21 protein-coding genes are annotated in these 19,382 nt (G+C 64.1%); all 21 read right to left on the bottom strand.

Features of this window, described 5'->3' with window-relative positions; all coding sequences use genetic code 11:
• Positions 1-8 precede the first annotated feature (8 nt).
• The 21 genes from M2427_RS02195 to flhB all read right to left on the bottom strand — a co-directional run bounded on the left by M2427_RS02195 (position 9) and on the right by flhB (position 19,372).
• The gene (locus M2427_RS02195) at positions 9-1,259 is read right to left on the bottom strand and encodes a flagellar hook protein FlgE (protein WP_280704448.1); all 1,251 of its coding nucleotides are present in this window, start codon (positions 1,257-1,259) and stop codon (positions 9-11) included.
• A gap of 102 nt (positions 1,260-1,361) precedes the next feature.
• Positions 1,362-1,946: a transglycosylase SLT domain-containing protein gene (locus tag M2427_RS02190; protein ID WP_280704446.1), complete on the bottom strand. Its 585-nt coding sequence runs from the start codon at positions 1,944-1,946 to the stop codon at positions 1,362-1,364.
• Positions 1,897-3,249 (bottom strand): flagellar hook-length control protein FliK, encoded by a 1,353-nt coding sequence (locus M2427_RS02185; protein WP_280704445.1) that lies wholly within the window; start codon positions 3,247-3,249, stop codon positions 1,897-1,899. Before M2427_RS02185 ends, M2427_RS02190 begins: the two co-directional genes overlap by 50 nt.
• Entirely contained in the window at positions 3,246-4,430 is a 1,185-nt protein-coding gene (locus M2427_RS02180; protein WP_280704444.1) for a chemotaxis protein, read from the bottom strand. The genes M2427_RS02185 and M2427_RS02180 overlap by 4 nt, the downstream gene beginning before the upstream one ends.
• Entirely contained in the window at positions 4,427-5,746 is a 1,320-nt protein-coding gene (locus tag M2427_RS02175) for a MotB family protein (protein ID WP_280704443.1), read from the bottom strand. Before M2427_RS02175 ends, M2427_RS02180 begins: the two co-directional genes overlap by 4 nt.
• A 7-nt stretch (positions 5,747-5,753) precedes the next feature.
• A complete protein-coding gene (locus tag M2427_RS02170; protein WP_280704442.1) occupies positions 5,754-6,455 on the bottom strand; it encodes a hypothetical protein in 702 nt (233 codons plus the stop codon).
• Positions 6,452-8,077, bottom strand: coding sequence for a flagellar basal-body MS-ring/collar protein FliF (fliF, locus tag M2427_RS02165; RefSeq protein ID WP_280704441.1), 1,626 nt, complete (start codon positions 8,075-8,077; stop codon positions 6,452-6,454). Before fliF ends, M2427_RS02170 begins: the two co-directional genes overlap by 4 nt.
• 295 nt (positions 8,078-8,372) lie before the next feature.
• A complete protein-coding gene (locus M2427_RS02160) occupies positions 8,373-9,281 on the bottom strand; it encodes a flagellin (protein WP_280704440.1) in 909 nt (302 codons plus the stop codon).
• Between the two features lie 289 nt (positions 9,282-9,570).
• Positions 9,571-10,479, bottom strand: a complete 909-nt coding sequence (locus M2427_RS02155; RefSeq protein ID WP_280704439.1) for a flagellin — start codon at positions 10,477-10,479, stop codon at positions 9,571-9,573.
• A 274-nt stretch (positions 10,480-10,753) separates the two neighbouring features.
• Complete coding sequence (locus M2427_RS02150; RefSeq protein ID WP_280704438.1) at positions 10,754-11,659, bottom strand: flagellin; 906 nt, start codon at positions 11,657-11,659, stop codon at positions 10,754-10,756.
• 241 nt (positions 11,660-11,900) lie between these two features.
• On the bottom strand, positions 11,901-12,641 hold the full coding sequence (gene fliP, locus M2427_RS02145) for a flagellar type III secretion system pore protein FliP (protein ID WP_280704437.1): 741 nt from the start codon (positions 12,639-12,641) through the stop codon (positions 11,901-11,903).
• The gene (locus M2427_RS02140) at positions 12,638-13,081 is read right to left on the bottom strand and encodes a flagellar basal body-associated FliL family protein (RefSeq protein WP_280704436.1); all 444 of its coding nucleotides are present in this window, start codon (positions 13,079-13,081) and stop codon (positions 12,638-12,640) included. Before M2427_RS02140 ends, fliP begins: the two co-directional genes overlap by 4 nt.
• Before the next feature lie 30 nt (positions 13,082-13,111).
• Positions 13,112-13,807, bottom strand: coding sequence for a flagellar basal body L-ring protein FlgH (flgH, locus tag M2427_RS02135; RefSeq protein ID WP_280704435.1), 696 nt, complete (start codon positions 13,805-13,807; stop codon positions 13,112-13,114).
• On the bottom strand, positions 13,808-14,566 hold the full coding sequence (locus M2427_RS02130) for a MotE family protein (protein WP_280704433.1): 759 nt from the start codon (positions 14,564-14,566) through the stop codon (positions 13,808-13,810).
• Positions 14,567-14,633: 67 nt separating this feature from the next.
• Positions 14,634-15,764: a flagellar basal body P-ring protein FlgI gene (gene flgI / locus M2427_RS02125; protein ID WP_280704432.1), complete on the bottom strand. Its 1,131-nt coding sequence runs from the start codon at positions 15,762-15,764 to the stop codon at positions 14,634-14,636.
• The gene (gene flgA, locus M2427_RS02120) at positions 15,761-16,237 is read right to left on the bottom strand and encodes a flagellar basal body P-ring formation chaperone FlgA (protein WP_280704431.1); all 477 of its coding nucleotides are present in this window, start codon (positions 16,235-16,237) and stop codon (positions 15,761-15,763) included. The genes flgI and flgA overlap by 4 nt, the downstream gene beginning before the upstream one ends.
• Before the next feature lie 13 nt (positions 16,238-16,250).
• Complete coding sequence (gene flgG, locus M2427_RS02115) at positions 16,251-17,042, bottom strand: flagellar basal-body rod protein FlgG (protein ID WP_280704429.1); 792 nt, start codon at positions 17,040-17,042, stop codon at positions 16,251-16,253.
• A gap of 17 nt (positions 17,043-17,059) precedes the next feature.
• Positions 17,060-17,389: a flagellar hook-basal body complex protein FliE gene (locus tag M2427_RS02110; RefSeq protein ID WP_280704428.1), complete on the bottom strand. Its 330-nt coding sequence runs from the start codon at positions 17,387-17,389 to the stop codon at positions 17,060-17,062.
• 2 nt (positions 17,390-17,391) lie between these two features.
• The gene (flgC, locus tag M2427_RS02105; protein ID WP_280704427.1) at positions 17,392-17,808 is read right to left on the bottom strand and encodes a flagellar basal body rod protein FlgC; all 417 of its coding nucleotides are present in this window, start codon (positions 17,806-17,808) and stop codon (positions 17,392-17,394) included.
• A gap of 11 nt (positions 17,809-17,819) precedes the next feature.
• Positions 17,820-18,221, bottom strand: a complete 402-nt coding sequence (gene flgB / locus M2427_RS02100) for a flagellar basal body rod protein FlgB (RefSeq protein ID WP_280704426.1) — start codon at positions 18,219-18,221, stop codon at positions 17,820-17,822.
• A 65-nt stretch (positions 18,222-18,286) separates the two neighbouring features.
• The gene (gene flhB, locus M2427_RS02095) at positions 18,287-19,372 is read right to left on the bottom strand and encodes a flagellar biosynthesis protein FlhB (RefSeq protein WP_280704424.1); all 1,086 of its coding nucleotides are present in this window, start codon (positions 19,370-19,372) and stop codon (positions 18,287-18,289) included.
• Between the last annotated feature and the right edge of the window lie 10 nt (positions 19,373-19,382).

Raw genomic sequence — 19,382 nt, 5'->3', positions numbered from 1 at the left:
TGAAGGACTCAGCGCTTCAGGTTGACGACGACGTCGAGCAAATCGGCGCCGGTCTGGAACGATTTCGAGTTCGCGGTGAAGCCGCGCTGCGCCTCGATCATCGACGTCAATTCGTTCGCGAGATCGACGTTCGAATCTTCCAGCGCGCCCGACTGGATGGTTCCGAGACCGCCCTGGCCGGCGAGGCCGACCTGCACGTTTCCGGAATCAAGGTTCGGCGAATAGACGTTGCCGACCTCAGGCGTCAGATGGTCCGGGCTCGGCACGGTGGCGAGCGCAACCTGGAAGCTTGGCAACTGGGTGCCGTTCTTCAGGACCGCGGTGACGACGCCCTTGCTGTCGATGTTGACCTTCTCGACGGCGGACGGCGCGTTGCCGTCGACGGTCGCCTTGAAGTCGAAGCTGGAGGCGACCTGGGTCATGGCCGACATGTCGATGTTGAAGGCCGAGCCGCCGGGAATGTTCACCGTGAGCGAGGTCGCGCTTGGCGGCGGGCCAACGAGGTCCAGCTTGCCTTTTCCAGTCGCACTCACGTCGAACTTGAAAGTGGTCGCGGCCGAAGGACCGGCCGTCAGCGCGGTAGCGCCATTGTAGACCTCGATGTCCCAGGTGTTCGCAGCGGTCTTCGCGGCGTAGACGTCGAGCGTCACGGCATTGCCAATGTTATCGTAGGTCACCATCGACGTCTTCGAGGTGTAGTTGCCCGGACCGGCCGCAGCGGCTGGTGCAGCGACAATCGCAGCGCTCGGATCGAGGTTGGCGGCCACCGTTGCCTTGGTCGAGGGCGAGGCCTGCAGCGCCATCTTGTTGACGTTGATGACCTGGAGGCCGCCGAAGCCGTTGGCCGCGACGTTGGGCGCGGCGCCGTTCTGGATGTTGTAGCCCATCAACTGGAAGCCGGCGGTGTTGACGAGGTTGCCGGTGCTATCAGGCACGAACGAGCCGGCACGGGTGAGGAAGTTGTTGCCGTTCGCATCCTTCACGACGAAGAAGCCGTTGCCCTGCACCGCGAGGTCCGTCGTCGAGGTCGTGAACTGCAGGTTGCCGCGGTCGGTGATGGCGTAGCGGACCGTGGTCTCGACCGCGCCGGAGTCGTAGTTGCCGGAGCCGCTCTTCAAGATCAACGAGGAGAATTCCGTCGAAGCCCGCTTGTAGCCGACCGTGTTGACGTTCGCGATGTTGTCCGAGACCGTCGACAGCTTGTTGGACTGCGCGTTCATCCCGGAAACGCCGGTGCGCATAACACCATACAGGCTCATGAAGTGGGCTCCTTTGACCGATTGTCATTACAATGGGGGGTCTTGCTTGCGCGGGGCTGATGATTTGCCACGATGCACAACTTCATGAGGCACTTCGTCATCTCAGGTTGTTCCGGGTTGGCAGAACGAGCGCGCCTTGTCGGTCCACGCGCCGAAGCCGCTGGAGACGAGATGCGCGACGATGTGACAGACGTAGCGCTTCTGCGCAGGTTGATTGTTGGGACCGGCGTTGTAACGGGCAACCGCCATGGTCCAGCTTCCCTCGCGTTGCTTCAGCTCTTTCAAAAATCGCGCGGCGTAGTCGACGTTCTTGGCCGGGTCGAACATCGCGCGCACCGATGTGAACTTGTCGCCGTGAAAATAGTGGTTGATCTGCATGCAGCCGAGATCGATCAGCTTGATGCCCCTGGCTCGCATTGCCTCGAAATTGGCGATCGCATCGTCCATGTCCCTGGCGAACACGGTCTGTCCTTCGGCGCCAAGCGCGTAAGGATAGAGCGCGCCGCGCCGCCCGGTCTCGGTGAGGCCGACGGCATAGAGAATGCCGAGCGGAATCCCGTGCTGCTGCGACGCGCGCGCCATCTCGCGCTCGCACGGGCGCGCAGTGTCGCTCGCCGCCGCCGCGGCTGCGGTTGCGTTACAGATAAACAGGGCCGCGACGAGTATGCGGCGCCACGTCCTGGTCATGGCGTGCCTCCTGATTGGGTGGCTGGTCCTGCCGGGCTTGCCTGGCGCCGCCGTCCGATTGGCCGGACGACGAACCCGCTCCGCCGAACGCGCCTTGCGACTGGGACGATTGCTGTTGCTGGCCCGCGAGCTGCGGCTGCGACTGACCCGAACCTGACTGGAATCCGTCGAGCGAGCCGTGCTGCACCGGCGCGACATCGGCCACATAGCCCGCTGACTGCATCAGGCCGCGGATCTGGTCGCGCTGCTGATCCAGCATCGTGCTGGTGTCCTTGCGTTCGGCGGCGAGCTGGACCGACACCTCGTTGCCGACGAGACGCAGGCGCATCGTGACGTTGCCAAGCGACGGCGGCTCAAGATTGACGGTGAGGATCTTCAGTGGCTGGTCCGGTGAATTGCTCTGCGCGCCCGCGAGATCGGCTGCGGCGGACGCGGTCGGCGCGGGCGAGCTCTTGAGCTCCGACACCACGGCGTTTGCGACCTGCTGAGTGGCGCTGAACTGTCCGACAGGAGGCAGATGCGTCTCCTGCTGAACCACCGTGACCTTGGTCGCCTCCGGCAGGGCATCGCGGCCCGCAGACTTTGCGGCGTGCTCGACATTCGCCGCGATGGCGTCAAAGCCGGGCGTGACAGCCGCGGCCTTCGGTTGAACATCGCTTCCCTGCGGCATCGCCGCAGCCTGAGCGCCGATCGCCGGTTCCGCACGCGGGCCGGAGGCATCGCCGGCGGACCGCGCGGCGATCGAGGGCGCGGTGACCGACGCAGCGGCGGCGCGAGCGACATCTGTCGCTGCCGCCTTTGCGTCGCCGATGCTTTGAACCTCGCGCTTCGCTGCGGTCGGACGCTCGCCCCGCTCCGACGTCTCCTTCCTGTCGCCCGACGGCTGCGGCGCCTGCACCGTCACCGCTTGCGCGGCGGCGAGCTCCTGCCCCACGATCGCCGGAAGACTCAATCTGGTCGGGACGTCCGCCTTTGCAGCCTGATCGACTTGCTCCTGCTTGTTCGACGACTTGGTCTCTTCGGCGCGTTCGTGCACCGGTTCGTCTTTCGAATTGCCGTGCTCGGTCAGTTGGGTCACACGCGGCCGTATCGGGGCAGCCTTCGTGGTCGTGTCGGGGCCCTGATCGTCCAACGCCCGTTTGGCCATGTTCGAAACGGTATGAAGCAGGTCGTGAAACGAGGAATCGTCTGCCGCTTTTGTGCCCGTCATTGCCGCACCTTTCGTCGCACGGGTCATCCCGCGCGTGAGGCTTTCGGCGAGACCCGCGAAAAGTTGTCCAGAAGTTCCACTGAGCTTGGTCATGGACGGCGGTCCTTGGTGAGAAGCTCCAGTCCGTCGAGTTGCGTCTTGGCGCGCGCAAGCATCGCGTTCGAGGAGGCGAGATCGATCCGCGCCGGCGTCGGCGGCGGCTTGTCGGCGGACATCATGGCAGCCGGACCCGCGATCGGCTTGCGGACGTCGAGCGCAAGCTGGAGAGTTGCATTGAGGAGCAGGACGTCGCGTTCCGCCAGCTTCGACCGGTCCAGCGCCTTCAGCTCGGCGAATCCGCCGTCGTACTCGTCAGTGAGCGCGCGGGATGCACCGCGATAGAAGTGAGCACGCTCGCGGTCGGCCGTCGTGTCTGCGCTGAGCGTCAGCGCTCGCTCGCTCGCGAGCTTGACGACGACGAGCTTGCCGCGGATCAACGCTCCGCGCGCGATCACCAGGTAAAGTTTGAGGCGGCTGGCACGATCGACCTGTTCCAGCAGCGCCGCGATCCGCGCAAAGCGGCGATCGTCCAGCGCAAGGCTGGATTGCGTCAGGCCGGTGGAGAAGCGCTGCCAGAAATCGCCGGCATAGACCGAATTGCGGTAGTGCCGAATATAGGCCAGCGTCAGGAACTCGAACTTGTCGAAATCCTCGGCTTGCCCGACCAGCAGGATCTCGCGCCGCAGCGCCGCCTCTTCGACGAGCGTGCCGGGCAACAGCAGGCGCGCATCGTCCAGACGCTCGATCGCGAGCGATGCCTCGGACCGCGCGAACAGCGCGCCCTGGACCAGCGCCACCTGCCCGCCCATACCGGACGGGATCGTGCGCGGCTTGACGTCCTTGAACAGGTCCCTCGCCTCGTCCTGCCGGCCTTCGACGTAGGCGAGCGCGCCGTCGAACAGCGCCTTGTCGACGTTGATCTTGTCGCGCGGCAACTTGCGGACGATCTGCGGCGCGCCACCGCTCAGCAAATAAATCACGACCGCCTGACCATTCTGCGGATTACTCCACACGCCGGGATCGGCCGCGAGAAACTTTTCGCCGATCTGGCGGATCAGCGCGAGGTGGCTGCCATGCGCCGCGGCGTCGCCATTGGCGATGCCGTCCTGCACCGACTGCAAGTTGCGGACGAGCTCGAACGGTTCGCCGGACGGCGGTGCGGATTCGGCAAAGGCGCGTGTCGCCATGAGCGACAACACCATCAGAAGCAGGTTGCGGAGCAGCGGCCTGGTCAAGGGCGCTTCTCCCGGATCAGGATCTCGATCCGCCGGTTTTGCGCGGCTGCCGGATCGTTCTGAAGCTTCGGCCGCCGATCGGCATACCCCTCGACATGCTCGATCCGCTGCGCGTCGATTCCGGAGCGGACCAGCATGTAATAGGCCATCTGCGCACGCGCCGTCGACAGCCGCCAATTGTCATAATTGTCGGACTTGTAGGGACGGTTGTCGGTGTGACCACGCACGATGATCATGCCGCGACGCTTCGCAATGATCGGACCGATCTTGTCGATGACGCGAACGAGCTCGGGTCGCGGCTCGGCCGAGCCGACCGCAAACATGCCGAAGCTCGCATCGTCGGTCAGGCTGACCAGGAGGCCCTCCTCGACCTGGCGGACCTCAGCCACCGGCCCGGCGCCGGCCTTGATATCCGACAGCGCGTCGGCGATCGCGGACTGAAGCTGCTTCACGGTCGGCTGCTGGGTCTGAGCGGCGTCGCGCGGTTCGGCCTCCTTCGGGGCGTCGGCGGGACGCGCCTGCGGCGCGGCGTTGGCCTGAAGATTGGGCTGTGCGTTCGGCTGAACGTTGGCATCTCGCGTAGCCGATGACGGCGCCGGCCCCGGCGGCAGCAGTGGCGACACACTCGTGGACGACGCCGGCGCGTCCGGGGCGACGTTGCCGCCGGTATCATCGGTCCGGCCGCGTCGCGGCTCGCCTTGACTGGCCCCGGCCGCATTGTCGCGCGCGGACACATTCGCCTTCGGCTCGCCCTCCATGATCCTGTCGGCCTCCTTGGAAGCCTCGGGCGCGAGCTTCCAATAGCCGGGATCGAATGGATCGCGATAGGCATCGCCGCCTTTGAGGCCATCCTCTTCGGCTGATGTCAGCGCGCCGGCGCGCCGCTGGCCCGAGGCCTGGTTCGAACTCGCTGCGATTTCGGCGAGCGTTGCGTAGGGATCGCGGAACAGCACCTTCTCTTCGTAGAAGGGCGGCTTCTCGGCCGTCGGCGAGTCGCCGCGGCGCTCCTCGTTCGGCCCGTTCGGTTGGCGCTTGCCGTCCTGCCCCTCGAACGTCGTCGGCTCCTTCTTGGTGAGATCCTTCAGCCCCTTAGGCGCCGGCGCATTCTCCGCGAGCTTGATCGGGTTGAAGTAACTCGCAACCACCTGTTTCTGGTCCTGGTTAAGCGCATTGAGCAGCCACATCACCAGGAAGAACGCCATCATCGCGGTCATGAAGTCCGCATAGGCGATCTTCCAGACGCCGCCGTGCCCCTTCTCGTCTTCGAAGGCGCTCCGACGACGGATGATGACGAGCTCGTGCTTGACCTCTTCCATGGTGCAGTTACCGGCGCGCCTCGTTCAGCCGATCCATCCAGGTCGATATCTGCGTCTCGATCCTGGTCTGATCGGCAAGAACGCGAACCTCGACGGTGTCGGCAGACTGGTACTCGACGCCCGTGCGGCCGGCGAGATTGAGCTGGGTCCTGACGAGGTCGATGAGCTCGCTCGGCCCGGTGACGCGAAAGGCCGAGACCGGCGAATTAGATGTCAGCGCCGAGATCTGCTCGACCAGGGAGCCGATCGCCTTGTCGCGGACCGCGTCAGCGAGGAACGGCAGCAATATCCGCGCCACAGAGCTTGCGATATTGCTTTCGATCTCGCGGCAGGCAGCCTCGAAGCCATTGACGATCGCGACTGCCTGCTGGTCGGACCATTTGGCGCGCTCCTCGCCGAGGCGGATCGCGCTGCGGACCCGCTCTTCGGCGATCTTGGCTTCACCTTCCGCAAGACCTGCAGCATGACCGCGCCGATAGGCATCATCGAGAAGATTGACCGGCGGGGCTTCCGCCGCGGAGGCCGCAGCCGGCGACTGCAGTTGCGGCTGCGATGGCGCCGGACGTTCCTCACGCTGCGGTTGAGATTGAGGCTCGCGCCGGGCCTCCTTCTGCTTCGTCAGCACGTCCTGGATCTTCAGCGGCGGCGGTGACTTGACCCGGCCGTTCGCGTCGAATTGCGTCAGGAGTTTTCCGATTGCCGCGTTCATGCCGCCTCCTCGCGTCGCATCCAGTCTTTAAGGATTGCTGCCGCCTGCATCTGGTCGAGGCGGACGATCTGCTCCAGCCGCTTCTGCGGCGTGCGCTGCATCTTGCCCTCGAGGTCCTCGACAAGGTTTAGCTCCGGGTCCTGGCTGTCGGCCAATGCGAGGGCCGTAGCGGTCTCGAGCTCGGCGGCCTCGGCAGCCTCGGTCTGCTCCTGTGCCGCGCGATGGGTCAGAATGCCGTTGACTGCAGGCCGAAGTCCGAACCAGACCAGCATCGAAGCGACCGCCAGGATGGTCACGGCGTTGATGACACTGCCGAGCTGCTTGTTGATCATTTCGACGAAGCTGATCGGCGGCACTGGCGCCAGGTCACGTGAGCCCTCGACGAAGTCGACCGCCGTCACCTGGATCTGGTCGCCGCGCGCCTTGTCCAGACCGCCGGCGGTCGCCGCAAGCTGGCTGATCTCGGCGAGCTTGCTGTCGACGATGGCCTGGTTGGTCTTGTCGCCGAGGTCGGCGACCAGACGTGTGCGGTTGACCAGCACCGCGATGAAGAGCTTCTTGATCGAATAGCCGTCACTCACCGTCGTCGTGGTCTTGGACGAGACCTCGAAATTGGTGACGTCCTCGCGGCGGGTCTTGTCCTCGCTCGAATTCTTGGTGCCGCCGGCATTGACCTGCTGGTCAGGAAGGTTCTGCTGGACGGTTGTCGGAGTCGAGCGGTCGGCGTTGGATGACTTCTCGTTTTCGCGGACATTGCGGACCGAACGCTCGGCGCGCGTCTCCGGATCGTAGACGGTCTCGTTGGTCTGGCGCTTGTCGGTGGAAAGCTGCGGCGCGACGCTGACCTCGAAATTGTCCAGCCCAAGATAGGGCGTCAGCGCCTTGCGGATGTTTTCCTGCACCATCCCGCCAACGGTCTTCTGCAGGCTCGCCATCTTGGTGGGCGCTGCACTGGCCTCGTCCTCTTCGGCCAGCAACATCGAGCCGTCGGCATCGAGCACGGTGACCTTGTCGCGCGTCATGCCGGGAATGGCGGCTGCGACGAGATGGCGGATCGACTGCGCCGTGCGCGCCTCGATCGCGCCGTCGGTGCGCAGAACGACCGATGCCGAGGGTGGCTGCTGTGTCGCGCGAAACGAGCCGCGCACCGGCATCACGATGTGCACTCGCGCGGCCTTGACACCCTTCATCAGCTGAACGGTGCGCGCGATTTCGCCCTCCAGCGCGCGGAGCTTGGTGACCTCCTGCATGAAGGAGGTCAGTCCGAGCGATCCGATCTTGTCGAACAGCTCGTAGCCCGAATTGGCGCTGGTCGGCAGCCCCTTTTCGGCCAGCAACATTCGCGCCTGCGCGGTCTGGCTTGGTCGCACCGAAACGGTATCGCCGGCCGCGTTGATATCGAAGGCGATGTTCTGCTCGCGCAACGCGGCGCCGATACGTGTCACGTCTTCGCGGGCGAGGCCGGTATAAAGGGGTTCGAACTCCGGCCGGCTCAGATAGTAGGCACCGCCGACCACGGTGACGAGGACGGCGAAGCCGATCAATCCCAAGGCCATCAGACGTCGCGGCCCTAGTTCCAGCAGATTGTTGAGCAGCTGCTGTAGCTGCGCGCGACTGAGCATATGACCTCGTACCAATGCGAATGGTGAAGACACTCCGCCGCCAACCTTGCCCGAAGGTTGTGCGCGGACACGGATATGTCAGTTCGCAGGCGAGGCGTTGCAGTTTTGCAAAAATCCCGGGGGGCAGCAACCGGATCAGCGGCAAGCGACATGCGTTCGCATGGCTGTGCGAGCCACTCGTTGCGGGAAGTCCAGGGTCAGGAGATCGATTGCGGGCACGTCATGTGCCATCGTGTCCGCCGGCCACGGCGGGACCGCGCCCCCATGGGAGCACGGTCGTTTCCAAAGCCTGAGCTTACTTGAACAGCGACAGGATGCTCTGGCTGTTCTGGTTGGCGATCGAGAGCGCCTGGACGCCGAGCTGCTGCTGCGTCTGCAGCGCCTGAAGGCGGGTGGATTCCGCGTTCATGTCGGCGTCGACGAGCTGACCGACACCGCGCGTCACCGAGTCCATCAAGGTCTTGACGAAGTCCGTGTTGGTCGCGATGCGGTTCTTGACCGCGCCGAGGCCGGCGGCGGCCGAAGCCACCGAGTTGATCGCAGCTGTAACCTGCGAGATGTAGCCGCTGAGCGTGGTCTGGTCGGCCGCCGAGTCGGTCAGCGTGCTGATGTTGATCGTGTCGACCGATGCGCCGCCGCTCACGGTGTCCAGGATGCCGCTGGTGGACGAAGTATAGAGCGAATAGTTGGAGATCGTCAGGGTGATGGAGCCGATGGTCGGCGTGCCACCGACGCGGGAGAACGACGACACGAGGTCGAAGGTCGCGGGCGTCGCCGTCGTCGTGCTCAGCCAGTTCACGCCGTTGAAGGTTGCCGCACCGGCGGTGCCCTTCATCTGTTGCTGGATCTGGGTGATGTCGGCCTGGATCTTGGTACGGTCGATGCCGGCGGTCTTGGCTTCGACCAGCAGCGACTGCAGCTTGGTCAGGCCGCCGGTGCTGTCGCCGACAACCGCGGTCAGTGCGGTGTATTCGGTGTCGACGGTCGCGGCCGACAGACCGAGCGAGTCGGACACCGCCGAGAGCGCGGCGTTGTCGGCGCGCATCGAGGTTGCGATCGACCAGTAGGCAGCGTTGTCCGAAGCGGTGGCCACGCGCTGACCGGTCGAGATCCGGCTTTCGGTGGTCTGCAGGTTGGAGCTGACGTTGCGCAGCGTCTGCAGCGCGGTCATAGCGGCGGAGTTCGTGAGAAGGCTGGAGCTCATGTTTGACGTCCCCTTGAAAACGATTTGAAATGTTTGGGACATACCGGGCTTGCACCGGTACGACAGGGCGGCATCATGCCTTTGGGTCGCGGAAAAGCGCGCTCAACCTGTCGTATCAGCGGCGATAGCACGCGAAGTTTGCGCGAGGCTTGCGGCTGTTACCTGAACGCAGCAGAGCGAGCCAATTTCGATGTGTCATATTGGCATTGCTGCGCGTGAACGACGCCGGACAAAAATGAAAAGGGCCGCGCTTGCGAACAGCGCGACCCCTCTCGGATAGTCTTCAGACTTAGCGGAACAGCGACAGGATGCTCTGGCTGTTCTGGTTGGCGATCGAGAGCGCCTGGACGCCGAGTTGCTGCTGCGTCTGCAGCGCCTGAAGGCGGGTGGATTCCGCGTTCATGTCGGCGTCGACGAGCTGACCGACACCGCGATTGACCGAGTCCATCAAGGTCTTGACGAAGTCCGTGTTGGTCGCGATGCGGTTCTTGACGGCGCCGAGGCCGGCGGCAGCCGAAGCCACCGAGTTGATCGCAGCGGTAACCTGCGAGATGTAGCCGCTGAGCGTGGTCTGGTCGGCCGCCGAGTCGGTCAGCGTGCTGATGTTGATCGTGTCGACCGATGCGCCGCCGCTCACGGTGTCCAGGATGCCGCTGGTGGACGAGGTATAGAGCGAATAGTTGGAGATCGTCAGGGTGATGGAGCCGATGGTCGGCGTGCCACCGACGCGGGAGAACGACGACACGAGGTCGAAGGTCGCGGGCGTCGCCGTCGTCGTGCTCAGCCAGTTCACGCCGTTGAAGGTTGCCGCACCGGCGGTGCCCTTCATCTGTTGCTGGATCTGGGTGATGTCGGCCTGGATCTTGGTACGGTCGATGCCGGCGGTCTTGGCTTCGACCAGCAGCGACTGCAGCTTGGTCAGGCCGCCGGTGTTGTCGCCGACAACCGAGGTCAGTGCGGTATATTCGGTGTCGACGGTCGCGGCCGACAGACCGAGCGAGTCGGAGACGGCGGAGAGCGCGGCGTTGTCGGCGCGCATCGAGGTTGCGATCGACCAGTAGGCAGCGTTGTCCGAAGCGGTGGCCACGCGCTGACCGGTCGAGATCCGGTTTTCAGTCGTTTGCAGGTTGGAGCTGACGTTGCGCAGCGTCTGCAGCGCGGTCATAGCGGCGGAGTTGGTGAGAAGGCTAGAACCCATTTTGATGTCCCTTTGAAGATCGAGTTGTTTTGGGGACATACCGGACTTGCACCGGTACAACAGGGCGGCGTCATGCCTTTGGGCTGCGGAAGAGCGGGTTAGGGCCCAACCTGTCGTACGGCGACCCTAGCGTGCGAAGCTTGTGCGGGGCTTGTGGCCATGTGTCCCCAGCGCAACAGGGCAGTCGAATTTGCGGCGCGCGCGGGACGTCACGTCAAACGAAAGGGCCGCGCTTTGCGAGAAGCGCGGCCCCCTTGTCAGATGGTTTTCAGACTTAGCGGAACAGCGACAGGATGCTCTGGCTGCTGCTGTTGGCGATCGAGAGCGCCTGAACGCCGAGTTGCTGCTGAACCTGGAGTGCCGACAAGCGGGTCGATTCCTGGTTCATGTCGGCGTCGACAAGCTGGCCGACACCGCGCGACACCGAGTCCATCAGCGACTTCACGAAGTCCGTGTTGGTCGAGATACGGTTCTTGACGGCGCCGAGGTTGGCGGCGGCGGATGCCACCGAGTTGATCGCGGAAGTCACCTGCGCGATGTAACCATTGAGCGTGGTCTGATCGGCCGCCGAGTCGGTCAGCGTGCTGATGTCGATCGTGTTGACCGACGCACCGCCGCTCACCTTGTCCAGGATGCCGCTGGTGGACGAAGTATAGAGCGAGTAGTTGGCAACGGTCAGGGTGATGGCACCGGTGGTCGGCGTGCTGCCGACGCGGGAGTAAGACGACACCAGGTCGACCGTCGTCGGGGTGGCCGTCGTGGTGCTGAGCCAGTTGACGCCGTTGAAGGTCGCCGCAGACGCGGTCGCCTGCATCTGCTGCTGGATCTGGGTGACGTCCGCCTGGATCTTGGTGCGGTCGATACCGGCCGTCTTGGCTTCGACCAGCAGCGACTGCAGCTTGGTCAGGCCGCCGTTGCTGTCACCGACAACCGAGGTCAGAGCGGTGTATTCGGTGTCGACGGTCGCAGCCGACAGACCGAGCGAGTCGGAGACGGCGGAGAGCGCGGCGTTGTCGGCGCGCATCGAGGTGGCGATCGACCAATAAGCGGCGTTGTCCGACGCCGTCGAGACGCGCTGGCCGGTGGAGATGCGGGTCTGCGTGGTGGCGAGTTGCGAGCTGACAGACCGCAGGGTCTGAAGCGCGGTCATGGCGGTCGAGTTCGTAAGCAGGCTTGACATTGCGAATGTCCCTTTATGTACGCGTTACATTTTCACGAGGGGACATACCGGGCTTTCACCGGTACGGAGGGGCGGCATCATGCCTTTGGACTGATGTGGGTGGGGTCCAACCCGCCGTGCCGCATTGCTAGCACGTCGAATCTTGCTTCCGAATTAATGCGGCCTTGAATTATGTAGCAAAATCATATGGTTAATATTACTATTCACTAACCTTAACCAACCGTTAGGGCGATGATCGCCCTCAGGAGAACGACCGCACCAATCCGGAGGCGAGCAGATTCCAGCCGTCGATCAGCACGAAGAACAGCACCTTGAACGGCAGTGCGAGGATCGATGGCGGCATCATCATCATGCCCATCGACATGGTCAGCGTCGCCACGATCATGTCGATGACGAGGAACGGCAGGATGATGAGGAAGCCGATTTCGAACGAGCGCCGGAGCTCGGAGATCATGAAGGCCGGGATGATGACGCGCATGTCGATGCGCTTGTCGTCGAACTTCTTGCGGAAGCTTTCCGCGGCGAGCGACTCGAATGTCTGCAGATCCTTGTCGCGCACATGCGCCAGCATGAACTCGCGAAACGGATCGCTGATCTTCAGATAGGCATCTTCCTCCGAGATCTCGTTCTTCATCAGCGGCTGAACGCCGGTTTCCCAGGCGCGGTCGAAGGTCGGCGCCATGACGTAGAAGGTCATGAACAGCGCGAGGCTGATCAGCACGAGGTTCGGCGGCGTCGTCTGAAGGCCGAGACCGGCGCGCAGGAACGACAGCGCGACGGCGAAGCGGGTGAAGCTCGTGACCATGATGAGCAGCCCCGGTGCGACGGACAGCACCGTCAGCAGCGCCATGAGCTGGATGATGCGGCCGCTGGTCGAGCCATTGCCCGGCGGCAGCAGCGAATTGAGGTCCGGGATCTGGGCGAACGCCACTTCGGGCAGCACGACCAGGACCAACGCGAGCAGCAGGACTCTCAGTTTCACTGAATCACCAACGTTTCAATGATCAATTCGCGCACCTTTCCGGACGAACGAATGCTGGCGCGTTCGGACAGGTCATCGCGCAGATGCTGCAGCCCGCGCGTACCTTCGAACTGCGTGACCGAGGCGGTCCGCAGGTACGTGACGATATCTTCGCTGATATGGGCGGCCAGGATACCGGCATCCTCATCGCTCATGCTGTCGGTCACCATGGAGGCTTCGACCCGGGCCCAATTGTTGGCGGGTGCTGCGAGATTGGTCACGATCGGCGACAGTTTCCTCAGCCGCGCGCTGCCGGTGTAGCTCGACGCGATCGGCGGTGGAGTTGCGCCCTTCTTGGCGTCGGCGACGCGCTCGGCGGCAGCGAACAGATGCAGGCCCGCCAGCGCGCCCGCGCCGATCGCGACCAGGGTCAGCACGACGATGGCGGCGATCAGGCGCATGACGCCCCCTGCTCCCACGACGCGCGAACCTCAGAACGGTGCCACGGCATCATAGATCCGATGTCCCCATCCCGGCTGCTGCACGTCCGACAGATTTCCGCGACCACCATAGGAGACGCGCGCCTCCGCGATCTTCTCGTAGGAGATCGTGTTGGTTCGCGAAATATCGCGTGGACGCACGATGCCGCCGACGTTGAGCACGCGCATCTCCGTGTTGATGCCGAACTCCTGCGAGCCGCTGATCATCATGTTTCCATTCGGCAGCACGTCAGTGACGACCGCGGCGATGGAAAGCTTGATGTCCTCGGAACGGTCGATCTGGCCGTTGCCCTTGATCTGCGTATTGGTGTTGAGGTTGGCATTGGCCTGGCCCTTGTCCTGCCAGCCTGCAACGTCCATCAGCCAGTTCAGCCCGAACTGGACCTGCGAATCGCGCGAGCGACCGGTCTTGTTGTCGAGCTTGGCCTTGTCCTGCATCGAAATGATCACCGTCACGACGTCGCCGATGCGCCGGGCGCGGGGATCGCGGTAGAGATCCGTGCCATCGTCCCAGGTCGAGCGATAGCTGACGGGCGTGCGCATGCGGGGTGTCACCGGAATCGGTTCGGCCGGCGTCCTCAGGCCGCTGCCCACGGGTGACAGCTTCGGGCCGGTCAGGATTTCTGCCGGATCATGCGAGCATCCGGCCAGAAGCAACAGCGACAGGATGAGGAACGGCGTCTTCATTTACTTGGTCTTTCCGTCATCCACGCGACGCATTCCACCGAGCACATCGGCGAGATGTGCTGCGCGCCCGGTCTCCATCTCGTTGAAAATCGCGCTCGAGCTCCTCGGGCTGAGCTTTGCGAGCACGGCGGCAGCCGTCTCGTCCGCCATGCCGGCGATCTGGGTGGCGGCCGCATCCGGCTTCATGCGCGAATAGATCTCGACGACGCTTGCCTCGGCCTTCTTCAGGAAGTCGTCGCGCAGTGCCATCCACTTCTCGTATTCCGCGCGCTTGGCCTCGACTTCGGCGATTCGCTCGCGCAGCAGGCTCTCGGCCTTCTCCAGCTCCTTGAGCTGCCAGGCGAGCCTGGCGTCGACGGCGGGATCGGCGACGTTGCCACAGAACAGCGCAACCTCGTTGTCGGCAGCTGCGGCGGCTTGAGCCGGCGCCGGCTTCGGCGGCGCCGTGACGCTGCCGGGCTTCGCCGGTCGTGGCGGCGCGGGTGCGGGAGCCGGCGGAGGCGTCTCCGGCACGGCACCGGTGATTGCGGGACCGGAATCCTCCGCCGCCCAGGCCGTTGCGCGTGGATTATCGCTCGGAACCGGCGTCGCCGCTGCGTGCGGCTTCTGCGGCCCAGCCGCGCGAGCGCGCGCAAATGACAGCAGATTAAGCGGCTTCGACGGCTTCGGCTCGTCCAGCGCCAGCACCGGCGACGCGCTCGCGAGTGTGAACATCGCGGTCATGAGAAGGAGTTGCGCTTTGTGATCCAGCTTCAGCATCGGCTTGCGTGCGATTCCCGGTCGAGACCAGAGCATTGAGCGACCAAGCTTGCACCACGCTTGTGCATCATTGCACGATGACTTCGGCCTGCAGCGCGCCGGCGGTCTTGATCGCCTGGAGGATCGCGATGATGCCGGACGGCTTCAGTCCGATCTGGTTCAGCCCGCGCACGAGACGCTGGAGGTCGACGCCGCTCAGGATCGCCACCTGCGAACCCGCCTCGTTGGCCTCGACCACGGTCTGCGGCACGACGACCGTCTGTCCCTGCGAGAACGGCGCCGGTTGCGACACCACGGGCAGCTCGGTGACACGCACCGTCAAATTGCCGTGCGTGACGGCGACGGTCGAGATTCGCACGTCGCGTCCGATCACCACCGTGCCGGTGCGTTCGTTGATCACCACGCGGGCTGGCGTGTCGGGCTCGACCGTGAGCTCGCCGATCTCGGCAAGGAAGCGGACAGGGCCCACATAGCGCGGCTTGGACAGCACGATCGTCCGGTAGTCGCGCTCGAAGGCGATCTGGGCGCGATAGCGGCCGCCCGCATAACGATTGACGGCGTCGAGGATCCGCGTCGCGGTGACGAAGTCGGGGTTCTTCAGCTCCAGCACCAGGAACTCCATCTCGTGGAGGCTTCCCTGCACCTCGCGCTCGACCAGCGCGCCGTTCGGAATGCGCCCTGCGGTCGGCGTACCCTGGCTGACGTTCTGGGCCTGGCCGCCGACGCTGTAGCCGGCGACGGTGACCGCGCCCTGCGCCACCGCGTAGACGGCACCGTCGGCCGCGCGCAGCGACGTCATCACCAGCGTGCCACCGAGCAGCGACGTCGCGTCTCCAAGCGAAGACACGGTCACATCCATCCGCTCGCCTGGTCCGATCGACGGCATCAGGTCTGCCGTCACCATCACGGCGGCGACGTTGCGTGTGCGCAGTGTCGTCGGCCGCGACTGGTTGTTCGTGCTGCTGGTCTCGTTCCGGACGTTGATGCCCATATTCTCGAGCATCGACTGCAGCGACTGCTCCGTGAACGGCGCGTTGCGCAGAGTGTCGCCAGTGCCGTTGAGGCCGATGACGAGGCCGTAGCCCACGATCTGGTTTTCGCGCAGCCCCTTGATGTCAGCGATGTCCTTGATGCGGACGGCGGCTTGAGCGCTGGCAGCGGAAACAACGAGGAGAAGCGCGATCAGGAATCTGGTCATGACCCGTCCGCGACCTTGACGGTACCGTCCGGCTGGACAATGGCCCTGATGATCACGCCTGTATCGGTGTTTCGCACGGTAATGAGCGAGCCCGGTGCGCCGGACTGCATGGCCGCTCCGTAGGTCACGATCGAGAGGCCGGAGTCTTCGACCACGACCTTCACCATGGCGCCACGGGCGATGGTGAAGGGATCCTCCACCGAATTGGTCGGGATCGGCTGCCCCGGCAGCAGCGCCCGCCGCGCCATGCGGCCGACAAGGACCTGACGCCCTTCGATGAACACGGCAACACCCAGCGCGTTCGGGTCGAAGATGCGCTCGGTGATCATGTCATCCCTGATCAGCTCGCCGGCGCGGATCGATACCGCCGGCACGGGAAGCCGCTTCTCGTCTGCGGCGGCGTACCGCGCGGAGACGAGAACCAGCAGTGCGGCGGCCAACCCGCGCACGATCAGGCCCACCCTGTTCAACATGGAGACACCGGAACTAGCGACTGAGACCCTTCGATACCGTCTGGGCCATGTCATCCGACGCCTGGATGACCTTGGCATTCATCTCGTACGCACGCTGCGCCGAGATCAACTCGGTGATTTCCTTGACGGGATCGACGTTCGAGGCTTCGAGATATTGCTGATTGATCTTGCCGTAGCCGGCATCGCCGGGCAGGCCAACGACCGGCGCGCCTGACGCCGTGGTCTCACGATAAAGATTGCTGCCCAGCGGTTCGAGGCCCGCTTCGTTGGCGAAATTGGCAAGGTTGAGCTGGCCGATCTGCCGCGGATTGACCTCCGTATCCAGCTTGGCGAACACCTGCCCGGTCTGGTTGACGGTAACCTGCACCGTGCCCTGCGGCACCGTGATGTTGGGATCCAGCAGGTAGCCGTCCATCGTCACCAGCTGGCCGGTGGCATTGGTGTTGAACGAGCCCGCACGGGTGTATTGCACTTCGTTGTTCGGACCAAGCACCTGGAACCAGCCGCGGCCGTTGATCGCAAGGTCGTATGGATTGCCGGTCTGCGTAAGCGCGCCCTGGATGTGCAGCTTGCGGATCGCCGCCGACTTGACGCCGAGGCCGAGATTGGCGCCTTCCGGGATCGGCGAGGCGCCGTTGACGTTGGCTACGCCCTGCATGCGGTCCATCTGGTAGAACAGATCGGTGAATTCCGCACGCGCACGCTTGAACGAGGTCGTGTTGATGTTGGCGATATTGTTCGCGATGACTTCGATATTGGTCTGCTGGGCATTCATGCCCGTGGCCGCAATGGCGAGCGATTTCACGACGTTACTCCTTCAGATCAGATCGTCATCCGCGCAACTTCCTGGTAGGCCTGCACGACCTTGTCGCGAACCGCGACCGCCGTCTGCAGGGCCTGCTCAGCCGACATCAGCGCCTCGACGACCTTTCGCGTCGATTCCTTGCCCTGCATCGCCGAGATCGACGCCGCTTCGCCGGCCTTCAGCGTTCCAATCGCGTCCGTGGTCACCTGCTTCATCACGGAATCGAAACCGACATCGTCGGCGGACTGGATTGCCGATGTCGCCGGGGGCGCAACGGCCTGCGTCTCGGTGGTACGAGAGGCCGCCTGAGCTGCGTTGATCGCGGTCGATGAAATCGCCTCTAGCATTGTCAGCTCCTCAAGAGATCGATGGTCATGCCGAGCATCGACCTGACTTGTTTCACGACCTGGAGATTGGCTTCATAGGAACGGTTCACTTCCCGCATGTCCGCCATCTCGATCATCATGTTGACGTTTGGCATCTTGACGTAGCCGGCCTTGTCGGCGGCGGGATGTCCCGGATCGTACTCGACGCGATATGGCGTGGTGTCGACCCCGATCTCCTTGACCTTCGCCAGCTGCGTGCCCGAGGCCCGGTCCAGCGCGGCATCGAAGGTGATGGTCTTGCGCTGATAGGGATCGGCACCGGCGGTGCGCCCGGTCGACGTCGCGTTGGCGAGGTTTTCCGAGACGACGCGCATGCGGGTCGATTGGGCTTCGAGTCCCGAGCTTGCAACCGTCAACGAAGCCGTGAGAGCATCCAGCATGTCAGTTCACCTCAGGTCTTCGCGCTGGTCAGAACCATGCGATTGAACGAGCGCACGATCGCCGAATTCATCGAATAGTCGCGGTTGACGTCGCTGCCCTTGATCATCTCCTGCTCGAGGCTGACCGAGTTGCCGGAGTGGACGACATCCCAGCTGTCCTTCTTCGCGGTCGCCCGCGTATCGGTCTCCGCCGGAGACAACTGCATGTGCTCGGGCGACGTGGTCGCGAGCCTGACCGGCATGGCGTCGAGCACCTTGTTGAACGGTTCCACGTCGCGCGCCTTGAAGCCCGGCGTGTTCGCGTTGGCGACGTTGGTGGCGATTGTCGATTGACGAAGCTCGAGCCAGCGAGCCTGCGACGATGCGAGTTCGAAGAGATAAAGCGGTCCCACGACAGCCCCATTCTGGTCCATTCCGGAAGAACCCTAGGGCGTTAAGCTTTCGTCAAGCTTTTGCGCGAAGCACCATCCTCGGAAACCTACTGAACTTTCTCGGGCCGCGGCGCTTGCTTGGACTGCAGGAAGTAGATGATTTCGGCTACGGGACGGAAAAACTCGGCCGGGATCACCTGATCGACCTGCACTGCCTCGTAGAGCGCGCGCGCGAGCGCCTTGTTCTCGATGACGGGGATTCTGCTCTTCTCGGCGACTTCGCGAATTTTGAGCGCGATCACGTCCATACCCTTGGCCACGACGAGGGGCGCCGGGTTCTCGTCGCGGCTGTAGCGCAGCGCGATCGCGAAATGCGTCGGGTTCGCGATCACCAGCGTCGCGCGCGGTACGGCAGCGATCATGCGCTGGCGCGAGCGGTCGCGCGCCAGCGAGCGCAGGCGCGCCTTGATCAGCGGATCGCCTTCGGCCTGCTTGTGCTCGTCCTTGATCTCCTGCTTGGTCATGCGCAGCTCGCGCCGCCAGTGGAAGCGCGCCCAGGCGAGGTCGATTGCGACCAGCACGATCGTCGCGATGCAGATCGCCGAAACGATCCGCATTGCGATGGTGAGGATCATCTCCGGCAACGCGACGGGATCGGTGTACATCGCCTCGAACGCCCTCGCCTCCGAGGAGCGCAGCACGAAGCACACGACCGCGGTTACCGAGGCGAGCTTGAACATCGACTTGGCGAACTCCACGAGCCCCTGCGTTCCGAAGATCCGGTTCCAACCGCTGGCGGGTGAGATTCTGGAGACGTCGGGCAGGATACGCTGCAGCACCAACTGCGGCGCATTTTGCAGCAGCGAGGATGCGAGCCCGAACACCGACAGGATCACGACCAGAGGCATCAGGAATCTCAGCGCCTCGAGACCGACCACGGTGAGAAGGTTCAGCGCGTCCGCCGCGTTGCTAAGCGGGTAGCCGTCGGGATCGTCGAGAAAGCCCTTCAAGGTGGGCGTCAGTTGCTGCACGCCTTGGCCGATCAGGAATGCCTGGATCACCATCAGCGCCGCCATGGACGCGAACATGGATGCCTCCCGAGAGACCGGGATGTTGCCCTGTTCGAGCGCATCGCGGACTTTCTTCTCGGTCGGCTCTTCTGTCTTGCTCTCCTGGTCCGATGATTCTGCCATGCCGGTTGAG

This window comes from Bradyrhizobium sp. BR13661 (genome assembly GCF_029892425.1).
GTDB lineage: Bacteria > Pseudomonadota > Alphaproteobacteria > Rhizobiales > Xanthobacteraceae > Bradyrhizobium.
The sequence above is the reverse complement of the archived record's forward strand: the minus strand, read 5'-3'. Positions and strand labels throughout refer to the sequence as shown.

Bases quoted from the DNA above. Each gene is read 5' to 3' on its own strand.
- flgI (WP_280704432.1), bottom strand. From the start codon at position 15,764: ATGACCAGATTCCTGATCGCGCTTCTCCTCGTTGTTTCCGCTGCCAGC.
- M2427_RS02155 (WP_280704439.1), bottom strand. From the start codon at position 10,479: ATGGGTTCTAGCCTTCTCACCAACTCCGCCGCTATGACCGCGCTGCAG.
- M2427_RS02190 (WP_280704446.1), bottom strand. From the start codon at position 1,946: ATGACCAGGACGTGGCGCCGCATACTCGTCGCGGCCCTGTTTATCTGT.
- M2427_RS02130 (WP_280704433.1), bottom strand. From the start codon at position 14,566: ATGCTGAAGCTGGATCACAAAGCGCAACTCCTTCTCATGACCGCGATG.
- M2427_RS02175 (WP_280704443.1), bottom strand. From the start codon at position 5,746: ATGGAAGAGGTCAAGCACGAGCTCGTCATCATCCGTCGTCGGAGCGCC.
- M2427_RS02195 (WP_280704448.1), bottom strand. From the start codon at position 1,259: ATGAGCCTGTATGGTGTTATGCGCACCGGCGTTTCCGGGATGAACGCG.
- flgA (WP_280704431.1), bottom strand. From the start codon at position 16,237: ATGTTGAACAGGGTGGGCCTGATCGTGCGCGGGTTGGCCGCCGCACTG.
- flgH (WP_280704435.1), bottom strand. From the start codon at position 13,807: ATGAAGACGCCGTTCCTCATCCTGTCGCTGTTGCTTCTGGCCGGATGC.
- M2427_RS02170 (WP_280704442.1), bottom strand. From the start codon at position 6,455: ATGAACGCGGCAATCGGAAAACTCCTGACGCAATTCGACGCGAACGGC.
- M2427_RS02160 (WP_280704440.1), bottom strand. From the start codon at position 9,281: ATGAGCTCCAGCCTTCTCACGAACTCCGCCGCTATGACCGCGCTGCAG.
- fliF (WP_280704441.1), bottom strand. From the start codon at position 8,077: ATGCTCAGTCGCGCGCAGCTACAGCAGCTGCTCAACAATCTGCTGGAA.
- flgB (WP_280704426.1), bottom strand. From the start codon at position 18,221: ATGGACCAGAATGGGGCTGTCGTGGGACCGCTTTATCTCTTCGAACTC.
- M2427_RS02150 (WP_280704438.1), bottom strand. From the start codon at position 11,659: ATGTCAAGCCTGCTTACGAACTCGACCGCCATGACCGCGCTTCAGACC.
- M2427_RS02140 (WP_280704436.1), bottom strand. From the start codon at position 13,081: ATGCGCCTGATCGCCGCCATCGTCGTGCTGACCCTGGTCGCGATCGGC.
- M2427_RS02185 (WP_280704445.1), bottom strand. From the start codon at position 3,249: ATGACCAAGCTCAGTGGAACTTCTGGACAACTTTTCGCGGGTCTCGCC.
- flgC (WP_280704427.1), bottom strand. From the start codon at position 17,808: ATGCTGGATGCTCTCACGGCTTCGTTGACGGTTGCAAGCTCGGGACTC.
- M2427_RS02110 (WP_280704428.1), bottom strand. From the start codon at position 17,389: ATGCTAGAGGCGATTTCATCGACCGCGATCAACGCAGCTCAGGCGGCC.
- flhB (WP_280704424.1), bottom strand. From the start codon at position 19,372: ATGGCAGAATCATCGGACCAGGAGAGCAAGACAGAAGAGCCGACCGAG.